Source organism: Exiguobacterium sp. CH10 (assembly GCF_018617635.1).
In the GTDB taxonomy this organism is placed as follows: domain Bacteria; phylum Bacillota; class Bacilli; order Exiguobacteriales; family Exiguobacteriaceae; genus Exiguobacterium; species Exiguobacterium aestuarii_A.
Genome location: NZ_JACSKO010000001.1, coordinates 499,610 through 520,504, shown reverse-complemented (window position 1 = coordinate 520,504; position 20,895 = coordinate 499,610). Strand labels below are relative to the sequence as shown.

19 protein-coding genes, 1 riboswitch and 1 other annotated feature are annotated in these 20,895 nt (G+C 48.2%); of the genes, 15 read left to right on the top strand and 4 right to left on the bottom strand.

Annotation, left to right across the window (positions count from 1 at the left end):
* Window positions 1-14: 14 nt before the first annotated feature.
* The 7 genes from KNP04_RS02705 to KNP04_RS02675 all read left to right on the top strand — a co-directional run bounded on the left by KNP04_RS02705 (window position 15) and on the right by KNP04_RS02675 (window position 6,957).
* Window positions 15-1,259, top strand: coding sequence for a lysine N(6)-hydroxylase/L-ornithine N(5)-oxygenase family protein (locus tag KNP04_RS02705; protein ID WP_214874584.1), 1,245 nt, complete (start codon window positions 15-17; stop codon window positions 1,257-1,259).
* A 197-nt stretch (window positions 1,260-1,456) separates the two neighbouring features.
* Window positions 1,457-1,849 (top strand): S1 domain-containing post-transcriptional regulator GSP13, encoded by a 393-nt coding sequence (gene yugI / locus KNP04_RS02700; protein WP_074033496.1) that lies wholly within the window; start codon window positions 1,457-1,459, stop codon window positions 1,847-1,849.
* A gap of 100 nt (window positions 1,850-1,949) precedes the next feature.
* A complete protein-coding gene (locus KNP04_RS02695) occupies window positions 1,950-2,942 on the top strand; it encodes a Gfo/Idh/MocA family protein (protein ID WP_214874583.1) in 993 nt (330 codons plus the stop codon).
* Between the two features lie 74 nt (window positions 2,943-3,016).
* Window positions 3,017-4,180 carry an iron-containing alcohol dehydrogenase gene (locus KNP04_RS02690; protein ID WP_074033494.1) on the top strand — a complete coding sequence of 388 codons (1,164 nt, stop codon included), beginning with the start codon at window positions 3,017-3,019 and terminating at the stop codon, window positions 4,178-4,180.
* A 106-nt stretch (window positions 4,181-4,286) separates the two neighbouring features.
* Entirely contained in the window at window positions 4,287-5,639 is a 1,353-nt protein-coding gene (locus KNP04_RS02685) for a glucose-6-phosphate isomerase (RefSeq protein ID WP_214874582.1), read from the top strand.
* Between the two features lie 99 nt (window positions 5,640-5,738).
* On the top strand, window positions 5,739-6,212 hold the full coding sequence (ytkD, locus tag KNP04_RS02680) for an RNA deprotection pyrophosphohydrolase (RefSeq protein WP_074033492.1): 474 nt from the start codon (window positions 5,739-5,741) through the stop codon (window positions 6,210-6,212).
* Window positions 6,193-6,957, top strand: coding sequence for an alpha/beta hydrolase family protein (locus KNP04_RS02675; RefSeq protein WP_214874581.1), 765 nt, complete (start codon window positions 6,193-6,195; stop codon window positions 6,955-6,957). Before ytkD ends, KNP04_RS02675 begins: the two co-directional genes overlap by 20 nt.
* A 23-nt stretch (window positions 6,958-6,980) precedes the next feature.
* On the opposite strand, the gene pckA is transcribed toward KNP04_RS02675, so the two are convergent.
* The gene (gene pckA / locus KNP04_RS02670; RefSeq protein ID WP_214874580.1) at window positions 6,981-8,552 is read right to left on the bottom strand and encodes a phosphoenolpyruvate carboxykinase (ATP); all 1,572 of its coding nucleotides are present in this window, start codon (window positions 8,550-8,552) and stop codon (window positions 6,981-6,983) included.
* Between the two features lie 322 nt (window positions 8,553-8,874).
* Window positions 8,875-8,994, top strand: a riboswitch (SAM riboswitch).
* A 132-nt stretch (window positions 8,995-9,126) separates the two neighbouring features.
* On the opposite strand from pckA, the gene metK reads away from it, so the two are divergent.
* Window positions 9,127-10,335, top strand: coding sequence for a methionine adenosyltransferase (metK, locus tag KNP04_RS02665; RefSeq protein ID WP_214820486.1), 1,209 nt, complete (start codon window positions 9,127-9,129; stop codon window positions 10,333-10,335).
* A 43-nt stretch (window positions 10,336-10,378) separates the two neighbouring features.
* Here metK and KNP04_RS02660 read toward each other — a convergent pair whose 3' ends face one another.
* Complete coding sequence (locus KNP04_RS02660; protein WP_214874579.1) at window positions 10,379-10,900, bottom strand: hypothetical protein; 522 nt, start codon at window positions 10,898-10,900, stop codon at window positions 10,379-10,381.
* A gap of 164 nt (window positions 10,901-11,064) precedes the next feature.
* Between KNP04_RS02660 and KNP04_RS02655 the strand changes: the two genes are divergently transcribed.
* Together KNP04_RS02655 and KNP04_RS02650 are read left to right on the top strand one after the other, a co-directional pair.
* Window positions 11,065-11,535 (top strand): GNAT family N-acetyltransferase, encoded by a 471-nt coding sequence (locus tag KNP04_RS02655; protein ID WP_214782102.1) that lies wholly within the window; start codon window positions 11,065-11,067, stop codon window positions 11,533-11,535.
* Between the two features lie 88 nt (window positions 11,536-11,623).
* Entirely contained in the window at window positions 11,624-12,337 is a 714-nt protein-coding gene (locus KNP04_RS02650; protein WP_214874578.1) for an alpha/beta hydrolase, read from the top strand.
* Window positions 12,338-12,368: 31 nt separating this feature from the next.
* On the opposite strand, the gene mnmM is transcribed toward KNP04_RS02650, so the two are convergent.
* On the bottom strand, window positions 12,369-12,941 hold the full coding sequence (gene mnmM / locus KNP04_RS02645) for a tRNA 5-(aminomethyl)-2-thiouridylate-methyltransferase MnmM (RefSeq protein WP_214874577.1): 573 nt from the start codon (window positions 12,939-12,941) through the stop codon (window positions 12,369-12,371).
* Complete coding sequence (gene mnmL / locus KNP04_RS02640; protein ID WP_214874576.1) at window positions 12,895-13,869, bottom strand: tRNA modification radical SAM protein MnmL/YtqA; 975 nt, start codon at window positions 13,867-13,869, stop codon at window positions 12,895-12,897. Before mnmL ends, mnmM begins: the two co-directional genes overlap by 47 nt.
* A 179-nt stretch (window positions 13,870-14,048) precedes the next feature.
* Between mnmL and KNP04_RS02635 the strand changes: the two genes are divergently transcribed.
* The 5 genes from KNP04_RS02635 to KNP04_RS02615 all read left to right on the top strand — a co-directional run bounded on the left by KNP04_RS02635 (window position 14,049) and on the right by KNP04_RS02615 (window position 20,866).
* Complete coding sequence (locus KNP04_RS02635) at window positions 14,049-15,239, top strand: MDR family MFS transporter (RefSeq protein ID WP_353047500.1); 1,191 nt, start codon at window positions 14,049-14,051, stop codon at window positions 15,237-15,239.
* Between the two features lie 39 nt (window positions 15,240-15,278).
* Window positions 15,279-15,494: a binding site (T-box leader), on the top strand.
* Window positions 15,495-15,533: 39 nt separating this feature from the next.
* Complete coding sequence (leuS, locus tag KNP04_RS02630; RefSeq protein WP_214874575.1) at window positions 15,534-17,939, top strand: leucine--tRNA ligase; 2,406 nt, start codon at window positions 15,534-15,536, stop codon at window positions 17,937-17,939.
* Window positions 17,940-18,056: 117 nt separating this feature from the next.
* Window positions 18,057-19,184, top strand: a complete 1,128-nt coding sequence (locus KNP04_RS02625; protein WP_251129809.1) for a hypothetical protein — start codon at window positions 18,057-18,059, stop codon at window positions 19,182-19,184.
* Between the two features lie 17 nt (window positions 19,185-19,201).
* Window positions 19,202-19,714 carry a pyrophosphohydrolase domain-containing protein gene (locus tag KNP04_RS02620; protein ID WP_214693364.1) on the top strand — a complete coding sequence of 171 codons (513 nt, stop codon included), beginning with the start codon at window positions 19,202-19,204 and terminating at the stop codon, window positions 19,712-19,714.
* Between the two features lie 159 nt (window positions 19,715-19,873).
* Window positions 19,874-20,866, top strand: coding sequence for a DUF2268 domain-containing putative Zn-dependent protease (locus tag KNP04_RS02615; RefSeq protein WP_214874573.1), 993 nt, complete (start codon window positions 19,874-19,876; stop codon window positions 20,864-20,866).
* Window positions 20,867-20,895 lie beyond the last annotated feature (29 nt).

The following is a 20,895-nucleotide window of genomic DNA, read 5'->3' as shown; positions in this document are numbered from 1 at the left end:
GCGAGGTGAAGAAAATGAAACAAGTTGACTTTGTGGCAATCGGATGTGGACCTTACAATCTTGGGTTAATGGCTCTCGCGGAAAAGGCTTCATTACGTGGAATTTGCTTTGAAAAGCGGGAGGAAATGATGTGGCATGAAGGGATGCTCATCGAAGGGATGACGATGCAAACACATTACTTACAAGATCTTGTGTCGCTCGCGGATCCGACTAACCCATCGAGTTTCTTAAACTACTTGAGTGAGACAGGCCGTCTCCAGACGTTCATCACGCAAGAACAGGATAAGATTCCTCGGACGGAATACAATCGATATTTGCGTTGGGTCGCTGAACGGTTGTCGAACATCCACTTCAATCACGAGGTGACGGATGTGTTGATCGAGGAAAATGGTTTTCTCGTGACGGTCGAATCAAACGGTGAAACGACTCAAGTTCAAGCTACACATGTCGTTCTTGGAACTGGGGCAGAACCGTTTGTGCCGGAAGGTTTTGAACAAGTTATCCATACGAGCGAGTATTTGACCTATCGGGACGTCCTTCGAGATCGTTATCGCGTCGCGGTCGTCGGCAGTGGACAGAGTGCGGCAGAAGTGTTTCTTGATCTGTTTCGTGAAGCGACGGATGAACAACGTGTCGACTGGATCACACGTTCTGATCATTTCGAGTCACTTGAAGCAGGAAAGATTGGGGACGAGATTTTTAGTGTGGACTACATCGAATATTTTCACGGCTTACCTTACGAAGCACGTCAGAAATTGCTTCAGTCATTTGAACGTTTCCGCCATGGCGTCAACCCTGAGACGATGACGGCGATTTATGAGGCGCTCTATCACAGGACTGCAGAAGGTGAGCCGAAGCGAGCAGAGATGCTGACGCAAGTCGAGGTGGAATCCATTTCCTATGACTGGTTGACGCATCGTTTGAAGGGGACGCAGCGCTATACAGGAGAAGTGATTGAGAAAGAGTACGACCTCGTCGTTGTGGCGACAGGGTATCGCCCGGTAATCCCATCTTGGGTCGATAAGCTTCCGGTAGTATGGGAAGAAGAGGGAGAATGGGCAGTGCATGACACATATGAAGTGGTGATGAGCGAGTCGTTAGGTGGGAAGTTGTTCACACATACGAACTTGGAGCATTCCCATGGCCCCGCAGCAACGAATCTAGGGATGGCCGTCTATCGAAATGCGGTGATGTTGAACGAAATGGCTGGGGAAACGGTCTATCCGATTCGCCATCAAAAGCCATTCACGACCTTTTGAACAAAAAAAGGGCTAGGCGAGTAGCCTAGCGGAATCAGGGGGGAATACTTGAAGTCTTGCTTGATTTGTATTTACCCCGCGCTTCGACTTTAAAACATATCAACACGTCGAAAATAATCTTTTTTACTAATTTGTACACTTTATCGAAAAAAGTATGTTATAGTAAGTTGATGAATTTAGCATAGGAGTTGTTTGTAATGGCAAAATACGAAAAAGATCAAGTATTAACAGGTAAAGTAACAGGAATTCAACCTTTCGGTGCTTTCGTAGCACTCGATGACGAGACTCAAGGTCTTGTACACATTTCAGAAATCTCACACGACTACGTAAAAGACGTAAACGATTACGTTCAAGTTGGTCAAGAAGTTGAAGTGAAAATCCTTGAAGTGGACGAAGCTTCTAAAAAAATCAAGCTTTCAATGAAAGCGACTCAAGAAGCTCCAAAACGCGAGAAGTCTGCGAAGCCAGCTCGTCGTGCGCCACGCCGCAACGAAGCATCTTCAAACTTCAAGCAAGAAGAAGCTCCAGGATTCACAGTCCTCAAGGACAAACTTGAAGACTGGATCAAAAACACAAACTTCAAGAAGTAAGTGTTCCGAGGTGACCCGTTTTATACGGGTCACCTTTTTTTGTTTTACAGGAATCGGTGGGGAATATGACGAAACTGTAACTCGAATAGGAGGAGATTAGATGAAGATTGGAATCATCGGAACGGGCGGGATTGCGACGAGCGCTCACATTCCGAATTATGTAAAAGCAGGGATGGATGTGGTAGCGGTCATGAACCGGACACGGGCGAATGGGGAACGTGTCGCACGACAGTTTAACATCCCGAACGTCTATGAGAAGGTCGAAGAGATGCTCGCGCACGAACAGCTCGATGTGGTCAGTATCTGTACGCCGAACGCCTTACATAAAGAGCAAGTGCTTCTTGCACTAGAAGCGGGATGCCACGTGCTCTGTGAGAAGCCCCCGGGCATATCGGAAGATGAAGCGGTGGAGATGTTAGAAGCGGCGAAACGAGCGGGGAAGACGCTCCATTATGGATTCCATTATCGGCACCGTGCCGACACGGTTCTCTTGAAACGGATGATTGACGCAGGAGAGATGGGCGACATCTATGCAACAACGGCACTTGCCCTTCGCCGACGCGGCATTCCTGGATGGGGCGTGTTTACGAACAAGGAACTACAAGGCGGAGGGGCACTACTCGATATCGGCGTCCATATGTTAGATCTCGCGCTCCACTTGATGGGTTATCCGGAACCGAAAGAGGTTGTCGGTCACGTCGGGCAATATTTAGGGAATCGTCCGGGTGTCGGCTTGATGGGCAAATGGGATCACGAATCTCTGTCTGTCGAAGACACGGCGAGAGCGATGATCACCTTCGACACAGGTGCTTCTTTGTTGCTCGACGTCAGTTATATGGCCAATGTCGAAGCAGAAGATACGATGCGTGTCGAGTGCCGGGGAACGAACGCTGGGGCAAGTCTATTCCCGCTCACATTACATACTGAAAAATATGGGGCGTTGTTTGACGAACGACCTGCCTATTTGACGGAGCATGATCCGTATGAACGTCAAATTCAGCTGTTTCTCGAAGCGTGCCGAAAGGAACCGAACTATCGGCAAGCAGAAGAAGCCGTCATACTCCATCGCATCATCGATCGCATTTACGCATAAGCACGATACTTTTCATTCTTTGAAAACAGGGTATATAGTGTAGGTGTTACATATTTCTATGAGGAGGATGAATCATGCACAACTTTGAATACAAAAACCCGACAAAATTGATTTTCGGTACACATCAGGTCGAAACATTATCGAAAGAACTTGGCGCGCTCGACGCGAAGAAAGTGATGCTCGTCTATGGTGGCGGAAGCATCAAAAAGAACGGAACGTACGATGAAGTCGTGGCTGAGCTTGAAAAGGCAGGCATCTCATACGTAGACTTCTCTGGCGTCGAACCGAACCCGCGTATTGAGACAGTACGTCGTGCGGTCAAATTTGCACGTGAAGAAAACATCGATGCGTTGCTCGCGGTCGGCGGAGGTTCCGTCATCGACTGTACGAAACTCATTTCAGCAGCGATTCCTTATGAAGGGGATGCGTGGGACATCGTTCTCCGTGAACACATCCCGACAGAGGCGGTACCATTTGGAACGGTCCTCACACTCGCGGCAACAGGATCAGAAATGAACTCAGGATCGGTCATCACGAACTGGGAAACACAAGAGAAGTTCGGTTGGGGTCACCCACTCGTCTTCCCGACATTCTCAATCCTTGATCCACGCTACACGGTCTCGGTTCCAAAAGATCAGACGATTTACGGTATTGTCGATATGATGAGCCACTGTTTCGAACAATACTTCCACCCGAACCATGCACCGGTACAGGAACGCATGACAGAAGGTGTCTTGAAAGCGGTCGTTGAATCGGCACCGAAACTCGTAAATGATTTGGAAAACGTCGATCTTCGTGCCATCATCCTATTCTCAGGTACGATGGCGTTGAACGGCGTCCTTCAAATGGGTGCTGCTGGGGACTGGGCATCGCACAACATCGAGCACGCCGTATCGGCTGTCCACGATATCCCGCACGCTGGTGGTCTCGCGATTCTCTTCCCACGTTGGATGGAGCACGTATTGGATGAAGACAATGCGGCACGTTTCGCCCGACTCGGTACGGAGGTATTCGATGTGGAACCAGGTGAAAACGACTTGGAGACTGGTAAACGTACAATCGAAGCGATTCGTGCATTCTTCGACCAACTCGGTGCACCAAACTCACTCCGGGACTACGATATCGATGAGTCGACATTCGATGCGATTCTCGATTCTGCGATGAAACGTGGCGCATTCGGTCGTTTCCGTACCCTCGAACGTGAAGATGTCGCGCATATCCTCGAACTCAGCAAATAAGGCAATTTATTGCCTATTTTACAATAATGATTGAACGAATCTAACGTTTCCGTTTATGATGGGTCATGTATGGCTCTTTTACGAGCGATTTAAAGGAGGAAATGACATGTCAACTGTACGTTTCGATTATTCAAACGCGCTCTCATTCGTAGGGAAGCACGAAATCGACCAAATGCAAGAAACGGTAAAAACCCTTCACTCGGTGATTCATGAGCGGAGCGGTGCCGGAAGTGATTTTCTTGGGTGGGTCGATCTTCCGACCGAATACGATCAAGATGAGTTCGCACGAATCAAAGCTGCGGCGGAACGAATTCGCGAGAATTCAGACGTTCTCGTCGTCGTCGGAATCGGAGGATCTTACCTCGGTGCCCGTGCAGCGATCGAAATGCTTCAACATTCGTTCTTCAACGTATTGTCAAAAGAAGAGCGCAAGGCACCACAAGTATTCTATGCGGGCCACAATATCTCTTCAACGTATATGAGAGAGTTGCTTCAAGTACTTGAAGGCAAAGAGGTCTCAGTCAACGTCATCTCGAAATCAGGAACGACGACAGAACCTGCGATTGCATTCCGTGTCCTCAAGCAGTTCATGGAAGACAAGTATGGTCAAGATGGAGCACGTGAGCGGATCTATGCAACGACAGACCGTGCCCGTGGTGCGCTCAAGACACTTGCAGACGCAGAAGGATACGAGACGTTCGTGATTCCAGATGATGTCGGTGGACGTTTCTCTGTCCTCACGCCAGTCGGACTTCTTCCGATTGCCGCTGCAGGAATTGATATCGATGCGTTGATGGAAGGTGCACGCGACGCACAAAACGCTTACAGCTCACCAGAATTGGCTGAAAACGAAGCGTATCAGTATGCGGTCGTACGTAACGCCCTTTACGCGAAAGGTAAATCGATTGAGATGCTCGTCAACTATGAGCCAGCTCTTCACTACGTGTCAGAATGGTGGAAACAGCTTTACGGTGAATCAGAAGGAAAAGACAACAAAGGGATCTTCCCAGCGGCAGTTGACTTCTCGACGGATCTCCACTCGATGGGGCAATACATCCAAGAAGGTCGTCGTGACTTGTTCGAGACGGTCATTCGTGTGAAAGAAGTCCGTCACTCGATGAACGTCCCAGAAGACGCTCAAGATTTGGACGGTTTGAACTTCCTCGCAGGCGAAACGATTCAGTTCGTGAACGACAAAGCGACAGAAGGAACACTTCTCGCACACACTGACGGCGATGTACCGAACTTGGTCGTCGAATTGCCAGAGATGACACCGTATCACCTCGGTTACTTGTTCTACTTCTTCGAAAAAGCATGTGCGATGAGCGGATACATCCTTGGGGTGAACCCGTTCAACCAGCCAGGCGTCGAAGCTTACAAAGCGAACATGTTCGCGTTACTCGGTAAACCGGGTTATGAAGAACAAAAAGCAGAGCTCGAAAAACGTTTGAATCAATAAGAAAACGAATCGGTCCGCGTGTCGGACCGATTTTTTTGTTTGAAACTGGGTGAAGACAAGGTAAAGTGAGAGTAGACAGGGGAAAGAAAGGGATGGACTATGAAGACATTCAAGGATTACTATCATAATCAAGTCGAGTTAAGCTTCACCCATTATCCGTTCTCAGACACGCCGCTCCACGTCTGGGTCGTCGCCCGATATGAAGACAAGTGGGTATTGACGAAGCATAAACAGCGCGGACTCGAGTTTCCAGGAGGGAAAGTCGAGCCAGGAGAACACGAGGACGATGCCGCCATCCGGGAAGTATATGAAGAGACCGGCGGCGTCGTCAAAACATTACGATATTTGGGACAGTACCGTGTGCTAGGTAGAGGCGATACGGTCATCAAAAACATTTATTATGCGGAGATTGAGCGATTCGAGGATCATCCTGCTATTGACGAGACAGATGGGGCTGTCCTGATCGATGCCTTGCCGGATAACTTATTGCGCAATCCACGCTACAGCTTCATGATGAAAGACCGTGTCCTACCGGAAACGATGAGGGTTCTTTATGATCAAAAACTGGTTTGACCGAATCGATGTGTTACCACCTTATGCGGGTTATCGGGTGACACGAGGATGGTACACGACGACAGATGGGGAAGAGGTCGTGGCGTATTCGATTGAGCCGAAACGTTCAAACGGCCAAGTATTGATGTACTTACGAGGAGGAACGGCCCGAATCGGGGATGTCCGTTTACCACGTCTCATGCAATTTGCATCGCGGGGATTTCATGTCGTCGCCCCGGTCTATCGTGGCAATCACGGCGGGACGGGAAAAGAAGACTTTGGAGGAGAAGACTTAGAGGACGTGCTCTCGCTATTCGATCGTGTCCACATGAGCGGACGATCGGTCCACGTCCTCGGTTTTTCAAGAGGGGGCATGATGGCCCTCTCGCTCGCTTCCGAACGACCGGTCACGACGGTTACTTCATGGGCTGGCGTGACAAACCTCGAGTGGACGTATGAAGAACAGCGTTCGATGCGGAAGATGTTACGTCGGATGACGGGAGGGGACCCCGAATCCGCAGAATCTGCGTATGTCGACCGTTCACCGCTTTACAAGGAATGGGTCGCCCCGACACTGCTCATCCACGGTACGGACGATGAACAAGTTCGCTTACGTCATGCGACAGCCGTCGCTGAGAAATTAGGAGAACAGGCAGAGTTTTGGGTGCTCCCGTTCGGTCACCAGCTCCCGTTTTGGGATAAATGGGAGACGACCGAACAAGCGATGGATTGGATGTTGCGACAAGAAAAAGCACTGACTCGATAAAAAAATGAGTCAGTGCTTTTGCGTTAGATGACGAGTGGTCCGGCTGCGATGACGGACTCACTTGCTTTCGTAAAGCGAGTGAAGTTTTCTTTAAATTTCATGGCGAGTGCTTTTGCCTCTAGGTCGTAACGAGCTGGGTCGCTCCACGTATCTCGCGGATTGAGCACGTCACTCGGTACACCATCGATGGCTACAGGAATCTCGACATTGAAGATGTCATGTTTCATCGTCTCCACATCACGAAGCTGACCGTTGACGGCGGCATTGACCATCGCACGCGTATAGGCGAGTTTCATACGTGAACCTTCGCCGTATGCTCCACCTGTCCAGCCCGTGTTGACGAGGTAGACATCCACATCGTGTTCTTCAATCAATTTACCGAGCATATCCGCATAACGCTCTGGAGCGAGCGGAAGGAACGGTGAACCGAAGCAAGTCGAGAACGTCGCTTGTGGTTCTGTGACTCCTCGCTCCGTACCGGCAAGCTTAGACGTATAACCAGACAAGAAGTGATACATCGCCTGTTCTTTCGTCAGTTTGCTGATTGGTGGCAAGACACCATACGCATCGGCCGTCAAGAAGACGATCGTATTTGGATGACCGGCACGTGATGGGAGCATCGCGTTGTCGATGAATTCAATCGGATATGCCGCACGCGTATTTTCAGTCAAGGAAATGTTCTTGTAGTCCGGCGTACGATCTTCATTCAATACGACGTTTTCAATCAATGAACCGAAACGGATTGCATCATAGATTTGTGGTTCGTTCTCACGCGAAAGGTTGATCGTCTTCGCGTAGCAACCGCCTTCAATGTTGAAGACCCCATCCGGTGACCATCCATGCTCATCGTCTCCGATTAAGTGGCGCTGTGGATCAGCTGAAAGTGTCGTCTTCCCAGTTCCCGACAACCCGAAGAAGAGTGCCGTTTCGTTTGCATCGTTGACGTTTGCCGAACAGTGCATCGATAAGACGTTTTGCTCAGGTAGCAAGAAGTTCATGACGGAGAAGATTGATTTTTTAATTTCGCCACCGTATTCTGTTCCCCCGATCAGAATTGTGCGCTTGGCGAATGAAACGAGAATGAACGTCTCTGAGTTCGTGCCATCCACTGCAGGATCTGCTTTATAACTCGGTGCATAAATCACAGTGAACGGATCGAACGCACCTTTCGTTGGCCATTCGCGTAGAAATAGCTGTTTAGCGAACAGACTATGCCATGCATATTCCGTGATGGCACGGACCGGTAACGTATAGTGCTCATCGGCACCAGCAGACGCTTCGAGGTAATAAAGTTTGTCTTTCTTTTCTAAATGGTTGAGTACTTTGTCGAGAAGTGCTGAAAACTTCTCTTCTGCGATCGGTTGGTTCACTTTTCCCCAATCGACAAGGTTGTTGCTGACTTCATCTTGTACGACGAATTTGTCTTTCGGTGACCGTCCGGTAAAAGCACCGGTGCTGACAGATAAAGCCCCGTCTTTTGTCAGTACACCTTCACCATTTTGGATGGCTTCTTCCACCAATTCTGGAACCGTCAAGTTCCGTTTCATGTCGGCACCATTAATTAATTCTTCGATTTTCAGGAGCGTTGTCGCCATCCTGAATCCCACCTTTCCCCTAAATAGATGTGGATGAAATCCGCATACTTCCGCGATTACGATTAATCAGTATGACATTTTTAATTATATGTGACACACTAATCAAACACAAGCGTTTCTTCTCTCTAAGTAAGCGCTTTCTTACAAAGACAGTTTATCACATTCTCTTATCACAAGGTGTTAAAAAACAGAAACGAATTAAAAAAATGTTTGACGATTCACAAACAGAAATGTTTTGCAAGTCGGTGAAAACTTTAACGAATTCGTCTGATTCCCTTGACATAATCGAGCGTCATTTATATGATGGTTTTCGTAACGGATACTCTTATTCTGAGCGGTGGAGGGAACAAGGCCCTACGAAGCCCAGCAACCGTCCGACATGAAGTCTTGTGCGGAAAAGGTGCTATCCTGAAGCGAAGCCATTAGCTTCGAACGATAAGAGGGTAAGGAAGAACGATTCAACCTTTCCCCATGTATGTCATCGGGGGAGGTTTTTTTCATTACCGTCCCAAAGCAACGCGTAAGGGGAACGAGTACCGTCCACATATCACCCTTATTATAGGAGGTTTTTTGAATGTCAAAATTGAACCGTCGACTTTTTACTTCAGAGTCGGTTACTGAAGGACATCCAGATAAAATTTGTGATCAGATCTCTGACTCGATTTTGGATGCCATTTTAGCGGAAGACCCGAATGCCCGTGTTGCGGCAGAAACGTCTGTCACAACGGGTCTTGTACTCGTAGCTGGTGAAATCACAACGTCAACTTACGTGGATATCCCGAAAGTTGTCCGTGAAACAATCCGTGAAATCGGATACACACGTGCGAAATATGGTTTCGACGCAGAAACATGTGCAGTCTTGACGTCGATTGACGAGCAATCAGTAGACATCGCGCAAGGTGTTGACCAAGCTCTTGAAGCACGTGAAGGTCAGATGACTGAAGAGGAACTTGATGCAATCGGAGCAGGTGACCAAGGTCTCATGTTCGGATACGCGACAAACGAGACACCTGAACTCATGCCGCTTCCGATCTCATTGGCGCACAAATTGTCACGTCGTCTTGCTGAAGTTCGTAAGAACGGTATGCTTGATTACCTCCGTCCGGATGGTAAGACGCAAGTAACGGTTGAGTACGATGAGGACAACAACCCTGTTCGTATCGATACAATCGTCATCTCGACACAACACGCAGAAGAGATCACGCTCGAGCAAATTCAAGAAGACTTGAAAAAGTATGTCATCGAAGCAGTCATCCCGGCTGAACTCATCGATGCTGAAACAAAATACTTCATCAACCCGACTGGTCGCTTCGTAATCGGTGGACCACAAGGAGATGCAGGTCTTACAGGACGTAAAATCATCGTTGATACGTACGGTGGATACGCACGTCACGGCGGTGGCGCATTCTCTGGTAAAGATCCTACAAAAGTTGACCGTTCGGCAGCATACGCAGCTCGTTATGTAGCGAAAAACATCGTTGCAGCAGGACTTGCGGATAAAGCAGAAGTTCAACTCGCTTACGCGATTGGGGTAGCACATCCAGTATCAATCGCTGTCGATACGTTCGGCACTGGTAAATTGAGCGAAACAGAGCTCGTCGAACTCGTTCGTGAGAACTTCGACCTCCGTCCAGCAGGCATCATCAAGATGCTTGACCTTCGCCGTCCAATCTACAAGCAAACAGCAGCTTACGGTCACTTCGGTCGTACAGATATCGAACTCCCATGGGAGCAAACAGATAAAGCAGCAGTTCTTGAAGAAGGCGCGAAGCGTTTCGCGTAAACAACAAAAACGACCTTTCCGCGGAAAGGTCGTTTTTTTAGGTTCAAGTCGTTGGAGGTGTCTGTTTATGATCATTCGATGACGAATCAGTTGAAGTGTTTTCTTGTCCAAGCGCGGTATCCTTCGCTTCGACGACTTTTTCACCGATGTCTTGTAAATCTGATTTGGCTTCTTGAGCCGTCTCGACGATTTTATTGACGTCTTCTTTGACCGTATCGACTTCTCCGACAACTTTTTCATATACGTTTTGGACGTCTGTTGAGACTTCCTGAATCTTGCCAGAAGCGGTCTTTACTTGTTCAATGACTTGAGATGCTTTCCCGGCTGGATCTTGTTTGACTTCGTTCACGATGCCTCCGACCGAAGATTTTGCATTCGTAAGCGATTGTTTCGTCTGCTCTCGATTCGAAGAGCTAAGTAAGGCGAGGAGACCACCGACGAGGGCACCGAGTAACATCCCGGTCACAACGCTGATCTTTGGGCCCCCAGCATCCAATTGGTCGAATTGACGGTTCGGATTCTCTGTTTGTTCGACTTTCGGGTCATGCTCTAATTTTGGTTCCATGTTGTTCCACTCCTTCATGTGATTGGCATTGCTAGTGTTATACCCTAGTCGATTGCGGACATAACGTTTTCTTATGAATCGTCACGAAAAAGAAACGAATGGCAGGATAAAAACGTGACGATAGGGAATGATACAAATAGATTGGCCAAAAGGGGGAAGCTGTCATGAACATGAGGGAAGCAGTTCCAGAAGATGCAGCATTAATTCGAACGATTGCACTTGCGACGATTTCAGAGGATGATTTAAATCGTTTGAAAGCGATGGAGCGCGCTTATCGACAAGAAGAGATTGTTCGAGCGATCAATTCGAGTGAAGAAGCACGAGAGCAATATTTTATCGTCGGCGAGTTCGAAGAAGATGTCATCGGATTTTGTCATGCCATCGATCGCGGTGACATGTGGGAGATGCTTCGACTTTATCTTCATCCTGATTTTCACCGGAACGGATATGGGGCAGCCTTTTTAAACTATCTCCAATCGAAAAAAACACAACCGATGGAAGTGTACGTTGAAAATTCAAATGACCAAGCGATTGCCTTCCTTTTGCATCAATCGTTTAAAGAAGTGAATCGAATCCAAGAAGAGGTATACGACCAACCGATGGAACTCATTCATTTACGATATCATCCGAGCTAAGCCTCCAGACGGATTTTCTTCAAACATCAGTTGCGGCTGATGTTTTTTTGATACAATACACATAGTCCATAAATGAGGTGACGGCAGCATGACATATGAAGAAGTACGAAAAGGGGTCATCGTCATCGTGTACCCGCTACAGTTCACGTCTCGGATTAGTGAGAACTTTATTCGCCGACTCCAAGACGAGTACGAGGTAATTGTCGTCCGTGACCAATCGGTCGGATTGACTGCAGATGACCATAAACAGCTCATCAAGCGAGCGTTGCGTGAGGCAGGGGAATACAAACTACCAATCCACGTCGTGGCATTCAGTCTAGGGGCACTTTTCACGAACCGACTCTTGCAAGAGTATGATGTGCCGCTTGGGAGTTTGACGTATATCTCTCCTTTATTTGATTGGCATGCCACTCGTCAAATCGGCGGATTGAAACAAGTCGTCGCGAGTGCTGTCGACCGTTTCCGCCCAGACTTACCGCTCGGGATGATGACATTCACTGGTGGAGGCGAGGAATCGTCACGCTTCGGTGAGATTACGTATGCGCAATACCGTGAGATTGAAGAAGAAATCGTGGAACATCAAGAAGAGAAGAAGCACTTACCACGACTTCCACTTGCTTGTTTCTATGCACCAGACGATCAATTTGCGGATGTGAAGCTGACGTTAAACGTCTGCCGGAAGATTGGTGGCGATCAAGTGTACATCCGTCGGTTGGAAGGATTCCCGCATTTTGGATATGAACGTTTGAACACCAAGTTTGCGGAGACATTGATGACGTTTTATGAATTGATTCAAGAATGACAGAAGGCGACTCGAATGAGCCGCCTTTTGCTTATGCGCGTTTTTCAATCGCCACGATGAATGGGGGATGATTGATTTGGTTGATGAAACCGTAGCGGAGGACGCCAGCCTGTTTTTGGTCGAGCGACTCCACGTAATGAAGCACTTCATCCCGTTCGACTTTTCCGCTCTCATGCCCGTGATAAATGACGATGACGATGACGCCGCCGACGGTCATGACCTCTAATAATTGAGATAACGCGGCAATCGTCGTATTCCCGTGAGTCGTGATTGATTTATCGCTTCCTGGTAAATAGCCTAAATTGAAGACGGCAGCGGAGATGGGGCGCGTCTCGTTCGCGACGACCGCTTGAACCGTGTCGTGACTGTCATGAATGACGGATACCCGTTCATCGAGACCGGCTTCCTGTATACGTGCGCGTGTGGACGCGACCGCTTCTGACTGGATATCAAATGCATACACATGACCCGTTTCGCCCACTGCGTTTGCTAAAAACAGCGTATCGTGTCCGTTTCCGGCTGTCATGTCGATGGCGACGTGTCCTTCTTCGAGGTGGTCATGTAATAATTGTTTTGCAAAAGGTAGTACTCTCATTAATCCCATACATCTCATCCTTCTTTTTTCCTTGGAAAGAATCTCGTCGTTCCAATTCTGCACGGATCTTGTTTAACACCTGCATTTTGTGACGGCTCCACAATGGACCGATCAATAAGTCAGGTGGGCCGTCTCCTGTCAGGCGATGGACGATGACCTCGGGAGGTATACATTCGAGCTGATCGCAGACGAGGGAGACATAGTCGTCTTCCTCCATCAATTCGAGTAGACCTTTTTCGTATTGACGGGCGAGCGGTGTATGTTTCAAGACGTGAAGTAAATGGATCTTGATTCCTTGTATGTCCATTTTAGCAACTTCTCGGGCTGTGTCGAGCATCATCTCTGGTGTCTCACCGGGTAAACCGTTGATGATATGAACACAGACACGGATGTTGTGGCGTCGTAGTTTTGCAAGACCGCTCAAAAATGTCTCGTAATCATGTCCGCGATTGATTTTTTTCGCCGTCGTGTCATGGATGGTCTGAAGACCGAGTTCCACCCAAAGGGAAGTCCGGTCATTCAACTCTGCCAAATAGGCGACGACATCGTCTGGCAAGCAGTCCGGACGTGTCGCAATCGAGAGACCGACGACGCCATCCTCTTGAAGTGCTGGTTCGAACAACTCACGTAATCGTTCGACCGGCGCGTACGTGTTACTGAATGCTTGGAAATAAGCGATGTAGTTGGCGTTCTTCCATTTTCGATGAAGACGGGCCTTTACTTCGGCAAATTGAACGGGAATCGGATCGCAAGCATTTCCTGCAAAATCACCACTCCCGTCGTCTGAACAGAACGTACATCCTCCCTTTGAGACGCGCCCGTCACGGTTCGGACAGGTGAATCCGCCATCGAGCGGGACTTTGAACACCTTTCCTCCATATTCTCGGCGATACGCCTCATTTAACGTATGATATCGGTTTTGACCAAATGGATTCATTCAACATCTCTCCTTCCTTGCTCATGCTATCACAAATGAAAAATGACAAAACTTCATAATAAGTAATTTTTCTTGACACTTCTTTGGCATTCGTTTAGGTTTGATAAGGAAATCTTGTCGATTCGGCCATTTGTGCCGATTTTTTTTGATGTGAAAGAGGAATGAAAGGAGGACTTGGTGTGAACAATAAAATGCCAATTTCGGTATGGATTCTAGTCATTGCGATGGCGCTCAATACAACGGCGGCGTCTTTTTTATGGCCATTTAACACACTGTATATTCATGATTTTTTAGGTGAGTCGATGACACTTGCTGGGGTGGCACTTCTTGTGAACTCCGCACTCGCGATCGTCGGAAACTACATCGGAGGGACATTATTCGATCGAATCGGTGGAAAGATGACGCTCATGATTTCTGTCGGTTTGTTGCTTGCGAGCTCACTCGGATTTTTACTGTTCCACGCCACGTTCTTCGGCTATTTGGTGTGGCTCGGTATGATTGGGTTCTCAGGTGGACTCGTCTTTCCGACCGTTTACGCGTTTGCGGGACTCATCTGGCCAGAGGGTGGACGCCGTTCGTTTAACGCGATTTACGTTGCGCAAAACGTAGGTGTCGCACTCGGTACGGCCATGAGTGGTCAAATCGCGCGCTTTAACATCGAGTGGATTTTTTATGCAAACTTCTTCTTGTCGGTCTTATTTGTCGTGGTCCTTTTATTTGGACTTCGCTACTTGAAAAACCCGGCACGTCCTGTCGTTCAATCACAGTTAGAGGCAGCCGCCACGACCCTCTCGAGCGCAACGATGAAGTCGATGTGGTATGTCGCCGTCGGTTACGCCGTGCTTTGGTTCGTGTACGTTCAGTGGCAAGGGACGATTGCCGTTCATTCGAAAGACCTTGGTGTTACTATCAGCCAATATTCACTGCTTTGGACGGTGAACGGGGCGATGATCGTATTCGCACAGCCGTTACTCAACCGTGTCTTGCGACAGTTTGAGGACGACTTGAAACGCCAATTGATTATCGGAGCCTCGATTTTCCTCGGTGCCTTTTTAATCGTGCCGTTCGCCGGCGGATTTGGCATGTTCATGGTCGCGATGGTCGTCATGACAATCGGGGAAATGTTCGTCTGGCCAGCAGTCCCGACGATTGCGGCGAAACTCGCACCGCCTGGTAAAGCAGGACAATATCAGGGACTCGTCAATATCGCAGCATCAGTCGGCCGGATGATTGGACCGACATTGTCCGGATTTGTCTATGACATGTTCGGCATTACTGCGGTCTTCGGCATGCTTCTTCTGCTCGCTACGTTCGCCCTTACTCTATTCGTTATTATGAAAGACATTCGCGTCGCTGAAAAATCAAGTTGACGTTGAATTTCAGAATGGGCTAAAATAGACTACGATGAATAGCAAGCGATGAAGAGGATTAGTAGCGAACGTTCCGTTTCAAAGAGAGTCGATGGTTGGTGTGAATCGATAAATGGAGGTCGTGAACTCGCCTTGGAGCTGTTTTCCTGAACCGAGTAGGGAAAACCGGGGTTACGCCTCGTTATCGGCGTCTCAAGTGGCAGCAATGCAACATGGGTGGTACCGCGGAGAGCTTTCAAGCCTTTCGTCCCATTTTCGGGGACGGAAGGCTTTTTATTATGCAGAGGAGGAAGAATGTTGAGCTATTTTAAACATCAAGAAATCGAGCCGAAATGGCAAAAGCGTTGGGAAGAGAAAGACGCTTTCAAAACGACAGAAGACCCGGAGAAGGATTGTTTCTACGTCCTCGATATGTTCCCTTACCCATCAGGTGCTGGCCTTCACGTTGGTCACCCGGAAGGTTACACGGCGACGGATATCATCGCTCGTATGAAGCGGATGCAAGGATATAACGTCCTTCACCCAATCGGCTGGGATGCGTTCGGTCTTCCTGCCGAACAATATGCACTCGACACAGGGAACGACCCACGCGAATTCACGGCACGTAACATCGAGACGTTCCGCCGTCAGTTGAAAGAACTCGGTTTCTCGTATGACTGGGCTCGTGAAATCAGCACGACGGACCCGAAATATTATAAGTGGACACAATGGATCTTCACGCAATTGTTCGAGCGTGACCTTGCATACGTCGACGAAGTTGCCGTTAACTGGTGCCCGGCACTCGGTACGGTCCTTGCGAACGAAGAAGTCATCGACGGCTTGTCAGAGCGTGGGAACCACCCGGTATACCGTGTCCCGATGAAACAGTGGGTGCTTCGCATCACAGAATACGCGGAGCGTTTGCTTGAAGACTTGGAAGGTCTTGACTGGCCAGAGAGCGTAAAAGAGATGCAACGCAACTGGATCGGGAAATCGGTCGGTGCCGAGGTCGACTTCAAAGTCGACGGTCACGACAAGATTGTCACAGTCTTCACGACACGTCCGGACACACTTCACGGAGCGACATATGTGACGCTCGCACCAGAGCATCCGTTCACGAAAGTGATCACAACGCCTGAACAATCAACGGCAGTTGAGGCATACATCGAGGAAGTTTTGAAGAAGACGGACCTTGAGCGTACAGACCTCGCTAAAGAGAAGACAGGAGTCTTCACGGGCGCTTATGCAATCAACCCGGTAAACGGTGAGAAACTTCCGATTTGGACAGCAGACTATGTCCTCTCGACATACGGGACAGGTGCAGTCATGGCCGTTCCTGGACACGACGAGCGTGATTATGAGTTTGCAAGAACGTTCGACCTCCCAATCCGTGAAGTCGTCAAAGGTGGAAACTTGGAAGAGGCGGCTTACATCGAAGACGGAGAACACGTCAACTCAGGTAGCTTGAACGGTCTTAATAAAGCCGATGCGATCAAGACGATCATTGAAGAACTTGAAGCTGCGGGTACAGGTCGTGCGAAGACGACATACCGTCTTCGTGACTGGTTGTTCAGCCGTCAACGTTACTGGGGAGAGCCAATTCCGGTCGTCCACATGGAAGACGGAACGATGAAGACGGTACCGGTCGAAGAGCTTCCGCTCGAACTTCCGATCATCGATGAAATCAAACCGTCTGGTACGGGTGAGTCGCCACTCGCGAACGCAGAAGAGTGGTTGACGTACACAGATCCTGTCACAGGGGAAAAAGGTCGTCGCGAGACGAACACGATGCCACAATGGGCAGGTAGCTGCTGGTACTACATCCGTTACATCGATCCAGATAACGAAGAAATGATCGCGGACCCTGAAAAACTCAAGCGTTGGCTTCCAGTCGACTTGTATATCGGTGGTACGGAACATGCCGTTCTTCACTTGCTCTATGCACGTTTCTGGCATAAAGTCCTTTACGATATCGGTGTCGTTCCGACGAACGAGCCGTTCCAAAAATTGTACAACCAAGGCATGATCCTCGGTGAGAACAACGAGAAGATGTCGAAATCTCGTGGGAACGTCGTCAACCCAGATGATATCGTGAAGTCACACGGGGCGGATACACTCCGTCTCTATGAAATGTTCATGGGCCCGCTTGACGCGGCAATCGCATGGTCAACGAATGGTCTTGACGGGGCACGTCGCTTCCTCGACCGCGTATGGCGTTTGTTCGATCAAACGAACTTTGCGGACGTGGCACCGACTGCCGACTTTGAACGTACGTATCATCAGACGGTGAAAAAAGTCACTGAAGACTATGAAGCACTTCGCTTCAACACAGCAATCTCTCAGTTGATGGTCTTCGTCAATGAAGCGAACAAACAAGAGACGTTGCCAAAATCGCAAATGGTCGACTTCATCAAGATGCTTTCACCGGTCGCTCCACACTTGTCTGAAGAGTTGTGGGAGAAGATGGGCATGACAGAAGAGTTGACGTATGCGGCTTGGCCGACGTACGATGAGTCAAAACTTGTGAGTGACACGATTGAAGTCGTCATCCAAGTGAACGGGAAACTCCGTGCGAAAATGCACGTTTCGCGTGACGCATCAAAAGAAACGCTTGAAGCGGAGGCACTCGGCAACGAGCGTGTCCAAGAGTTCACAGAAGGCAAGACGGTTCGTAAAGTCATTGTCGTTCCTGGAAAACTCGTCAATATCGTAGTTGGATAATCGAAAGAATGTGTGACATTGTCGCACATTCTTTTCTTTTTGGTGAGGTCATTTTCTTTTACGGTCGGTTTTGATACACTAAAGGGCGATACTGAAGTAGAAGGGGACGACATGTCCATGAAACGTTCTTATGTGCTATACACGACACTATGTGCTGTCGTGGTCGGCGTGATCCTTTGCTATGTCTTTGTCTTCTCTGATGAAGAGATTCAGCGACAGGTCGCCTCGACATTTGAAAAAATCGACATTCAAACGAGTCATCAAACGGCATCCCTCCCACCTGTGGAAGCAGCACAAGATGACGAAGATATTGATACGACCGATGCGCTCGAGCAAATCAACCAGATCGATGAAGTGTACTATAGCGATACGATCGGGGCCTATCTCGTGCTTACCGAGCAGGCTGAATTTTTCGAAGTGAGCGGGAACGGCACACGCGTCAACTCAGTGCTTCAACTCGAAAATACGGGACAGGCGCGACTCGATGACTTTATCGGGATGCGGATGGTCGAAGAGAACCTCGTATATGCGGTGACAGCAAACGGGACACTTATCACGATTGAGCGCGAAGAAGGACGTTGGGTCGAACGACCGCGTAAACAAATCAAAGGTCTCGTATCGGAAGACCGAATCTTTGGTCTCGGATATGACCGAGAATCGAATCGTCTTTTCATGATGAATCGATTAGCAGACACGCCGGACCTTGAGCTCCTCTATATTGAAGAGCGTGAAATCGAGCCGGAAGCGCATGCGGAAAGCGGGTCAGAAGAATCGACAGAACCTGATGATAATGCTGAAGGTACTGAAGAATCAACAGAAGAAGCGACGGCAGAAAACGTGTCGACGAATGACAATGTCTCTAGTGAGACGGCCGTTGCGGAAGAAGAGGCACCTGAGAATGAGCAGGATGCGCCAGAAGGGGCAGTCGAGGAAAAAGAACCGGAAACGGAATGGATGCTCGATTCGCGTCAAGCGTTATCGGCTGACGGGATGAGCGCCTCAATCCAGCAAAAGTTTGAGCGATTCGAAGGCGTCGGGCTTGTCGAACGACAAGGCCGGATTTACGTTCTCGACTCGGAAGAACTCGTCCTCTACACAGTGAACCCGGAAGAAAGTACTATCAACGGTCAGATGGTGACACCTCGCGTGTATGACTCGACCGGCATGTTTTTACAAGACAATGAAATCTTTGCAATCGTCCACCCGGAAGTATTTGATTTGGATGCTTTCGTCTCTGTGGACTAACAATGGGGGAAAGACAGATGAGCAAACGTTACTTTTTTGAAGAAGTGAAACAATTCCACGAGACATTCGGACATCCAGGAGCAAAATCTCCTCAACCGTTGACACTTGATCGTGCGACAAAACGATCGGTTTGGACGGCAGAGGAAGCGGTCGTTGAATTTTTACACCAATCGTCACAGACAGAAGAAGAGTTCTTACAGGCGATCGAGCAATTCCAAGAAGGATTCCAAAAAGCGGTCCAAAAATCATTACAAGACGCACCACCGTCAGATGATGTGGAACGCCTCGTCGGTCAAGGGGATGCGTTAACGGATGCGTTATATTTTGTGATGGGAAGTTTCGTTGAACTTGGACTTGATCCCGTTCCGTTGTTTGAAATCGTCCAGCGTGCCAACATGGCGAAGCTTGGACCGGACGGGAAACCGATTTTACGCGAGTCGGACAATAAAGTCATGAAACCTGAAGGTTGGATGCCACCGGAGCCGGAGCTCGAAAAAGAAGTGCGTCGTCAAATCGCAGGGAAAGAATAATCACAAACGGCTTGAGCCCTCATTAGAAAGGGTTTGAGTCGTTTTTTGTTGTGAAGGTCATAATGACATCATGGTATTAGATGAGATTAGGAAGGTCATGAGAGTAATTAATGGTATAATTTAACATAAGTAAGCGAGCGATGAATATTGATCATTGAGATGGAGGTCATTCAGCTGAAAAAATTATTCGGTATTCTATGTTGTAGTTCAGTACTTCTGTTAGCATCATGTAGCAATGATGAAAAAACGTCAGAATCTAAAACGTCTGAGCCTGACGTTTCAATCGAAACGATAAAAATCAACGAAGAGAATGAATTGACAATCGTCCCACTTTACACCCAATACCAACAATATTTGAATGCATCCCTTGAAACAACCGATGCGGAGGAGAACAAACAAAACTTCAAGAAATATGTATTAGATTACATAGGAGAGGTCGGAGAGGAAGAAAAGATTGATACATCCATATTGAAAACTGATTTTTCACTAAAGCCGACTCCTCATAAGCAACAATTGCTGAAGCAACTGGATACGTTGATCAATCAGCATGACGAGATTAAAGAGATTATTGCATCGACATACGCAGATTCAAATCAAATCCTTCCTAAAAAGAAAGGTACGGTGTTTGTTGCCCCGTATAATCCTGAATTTTTCTACGATAGTGAACCGTTGAAAGGTGTAGCAGGAGCGGCGTACAAGGACGCATTCATCTTGTTTCTCGATACAGATTTTGACAAAGGTGTGCTAGCCTATTCGACGGCTCACGAGTATCACCATCTGATTGTTCAGAATCACCCTGGGTTCCGTCTTAATACAATTTTCGATTCTGTCATTATTGAAGGGAAAGCCGATACGTTTGCTGATCACATCGTCAAAGATGTGACTCCCCCGTGGAATGTAAAGATTGATGAAGCGACCATGGAACACATCGCGAGCCGAGTGAATGATTATGAAACAACCTATACCGATTTTGCGGTTGGTAATTATCAAAAAGATATGCCACGGTGGAGTAACTATATTCTAGGGAGGGATGTGCTCCATGACTATTTGACGGAGCACCCAGAGCTGTCGATTCCCGAATGGACCTTCAAAGAAGATCATGAGCTTTTAGAAAAATACAAGTATCGAGATGTGATGGAATTGGAAAATTAAGTTGAAAAAGAATGTTAAAAGGCTTGACC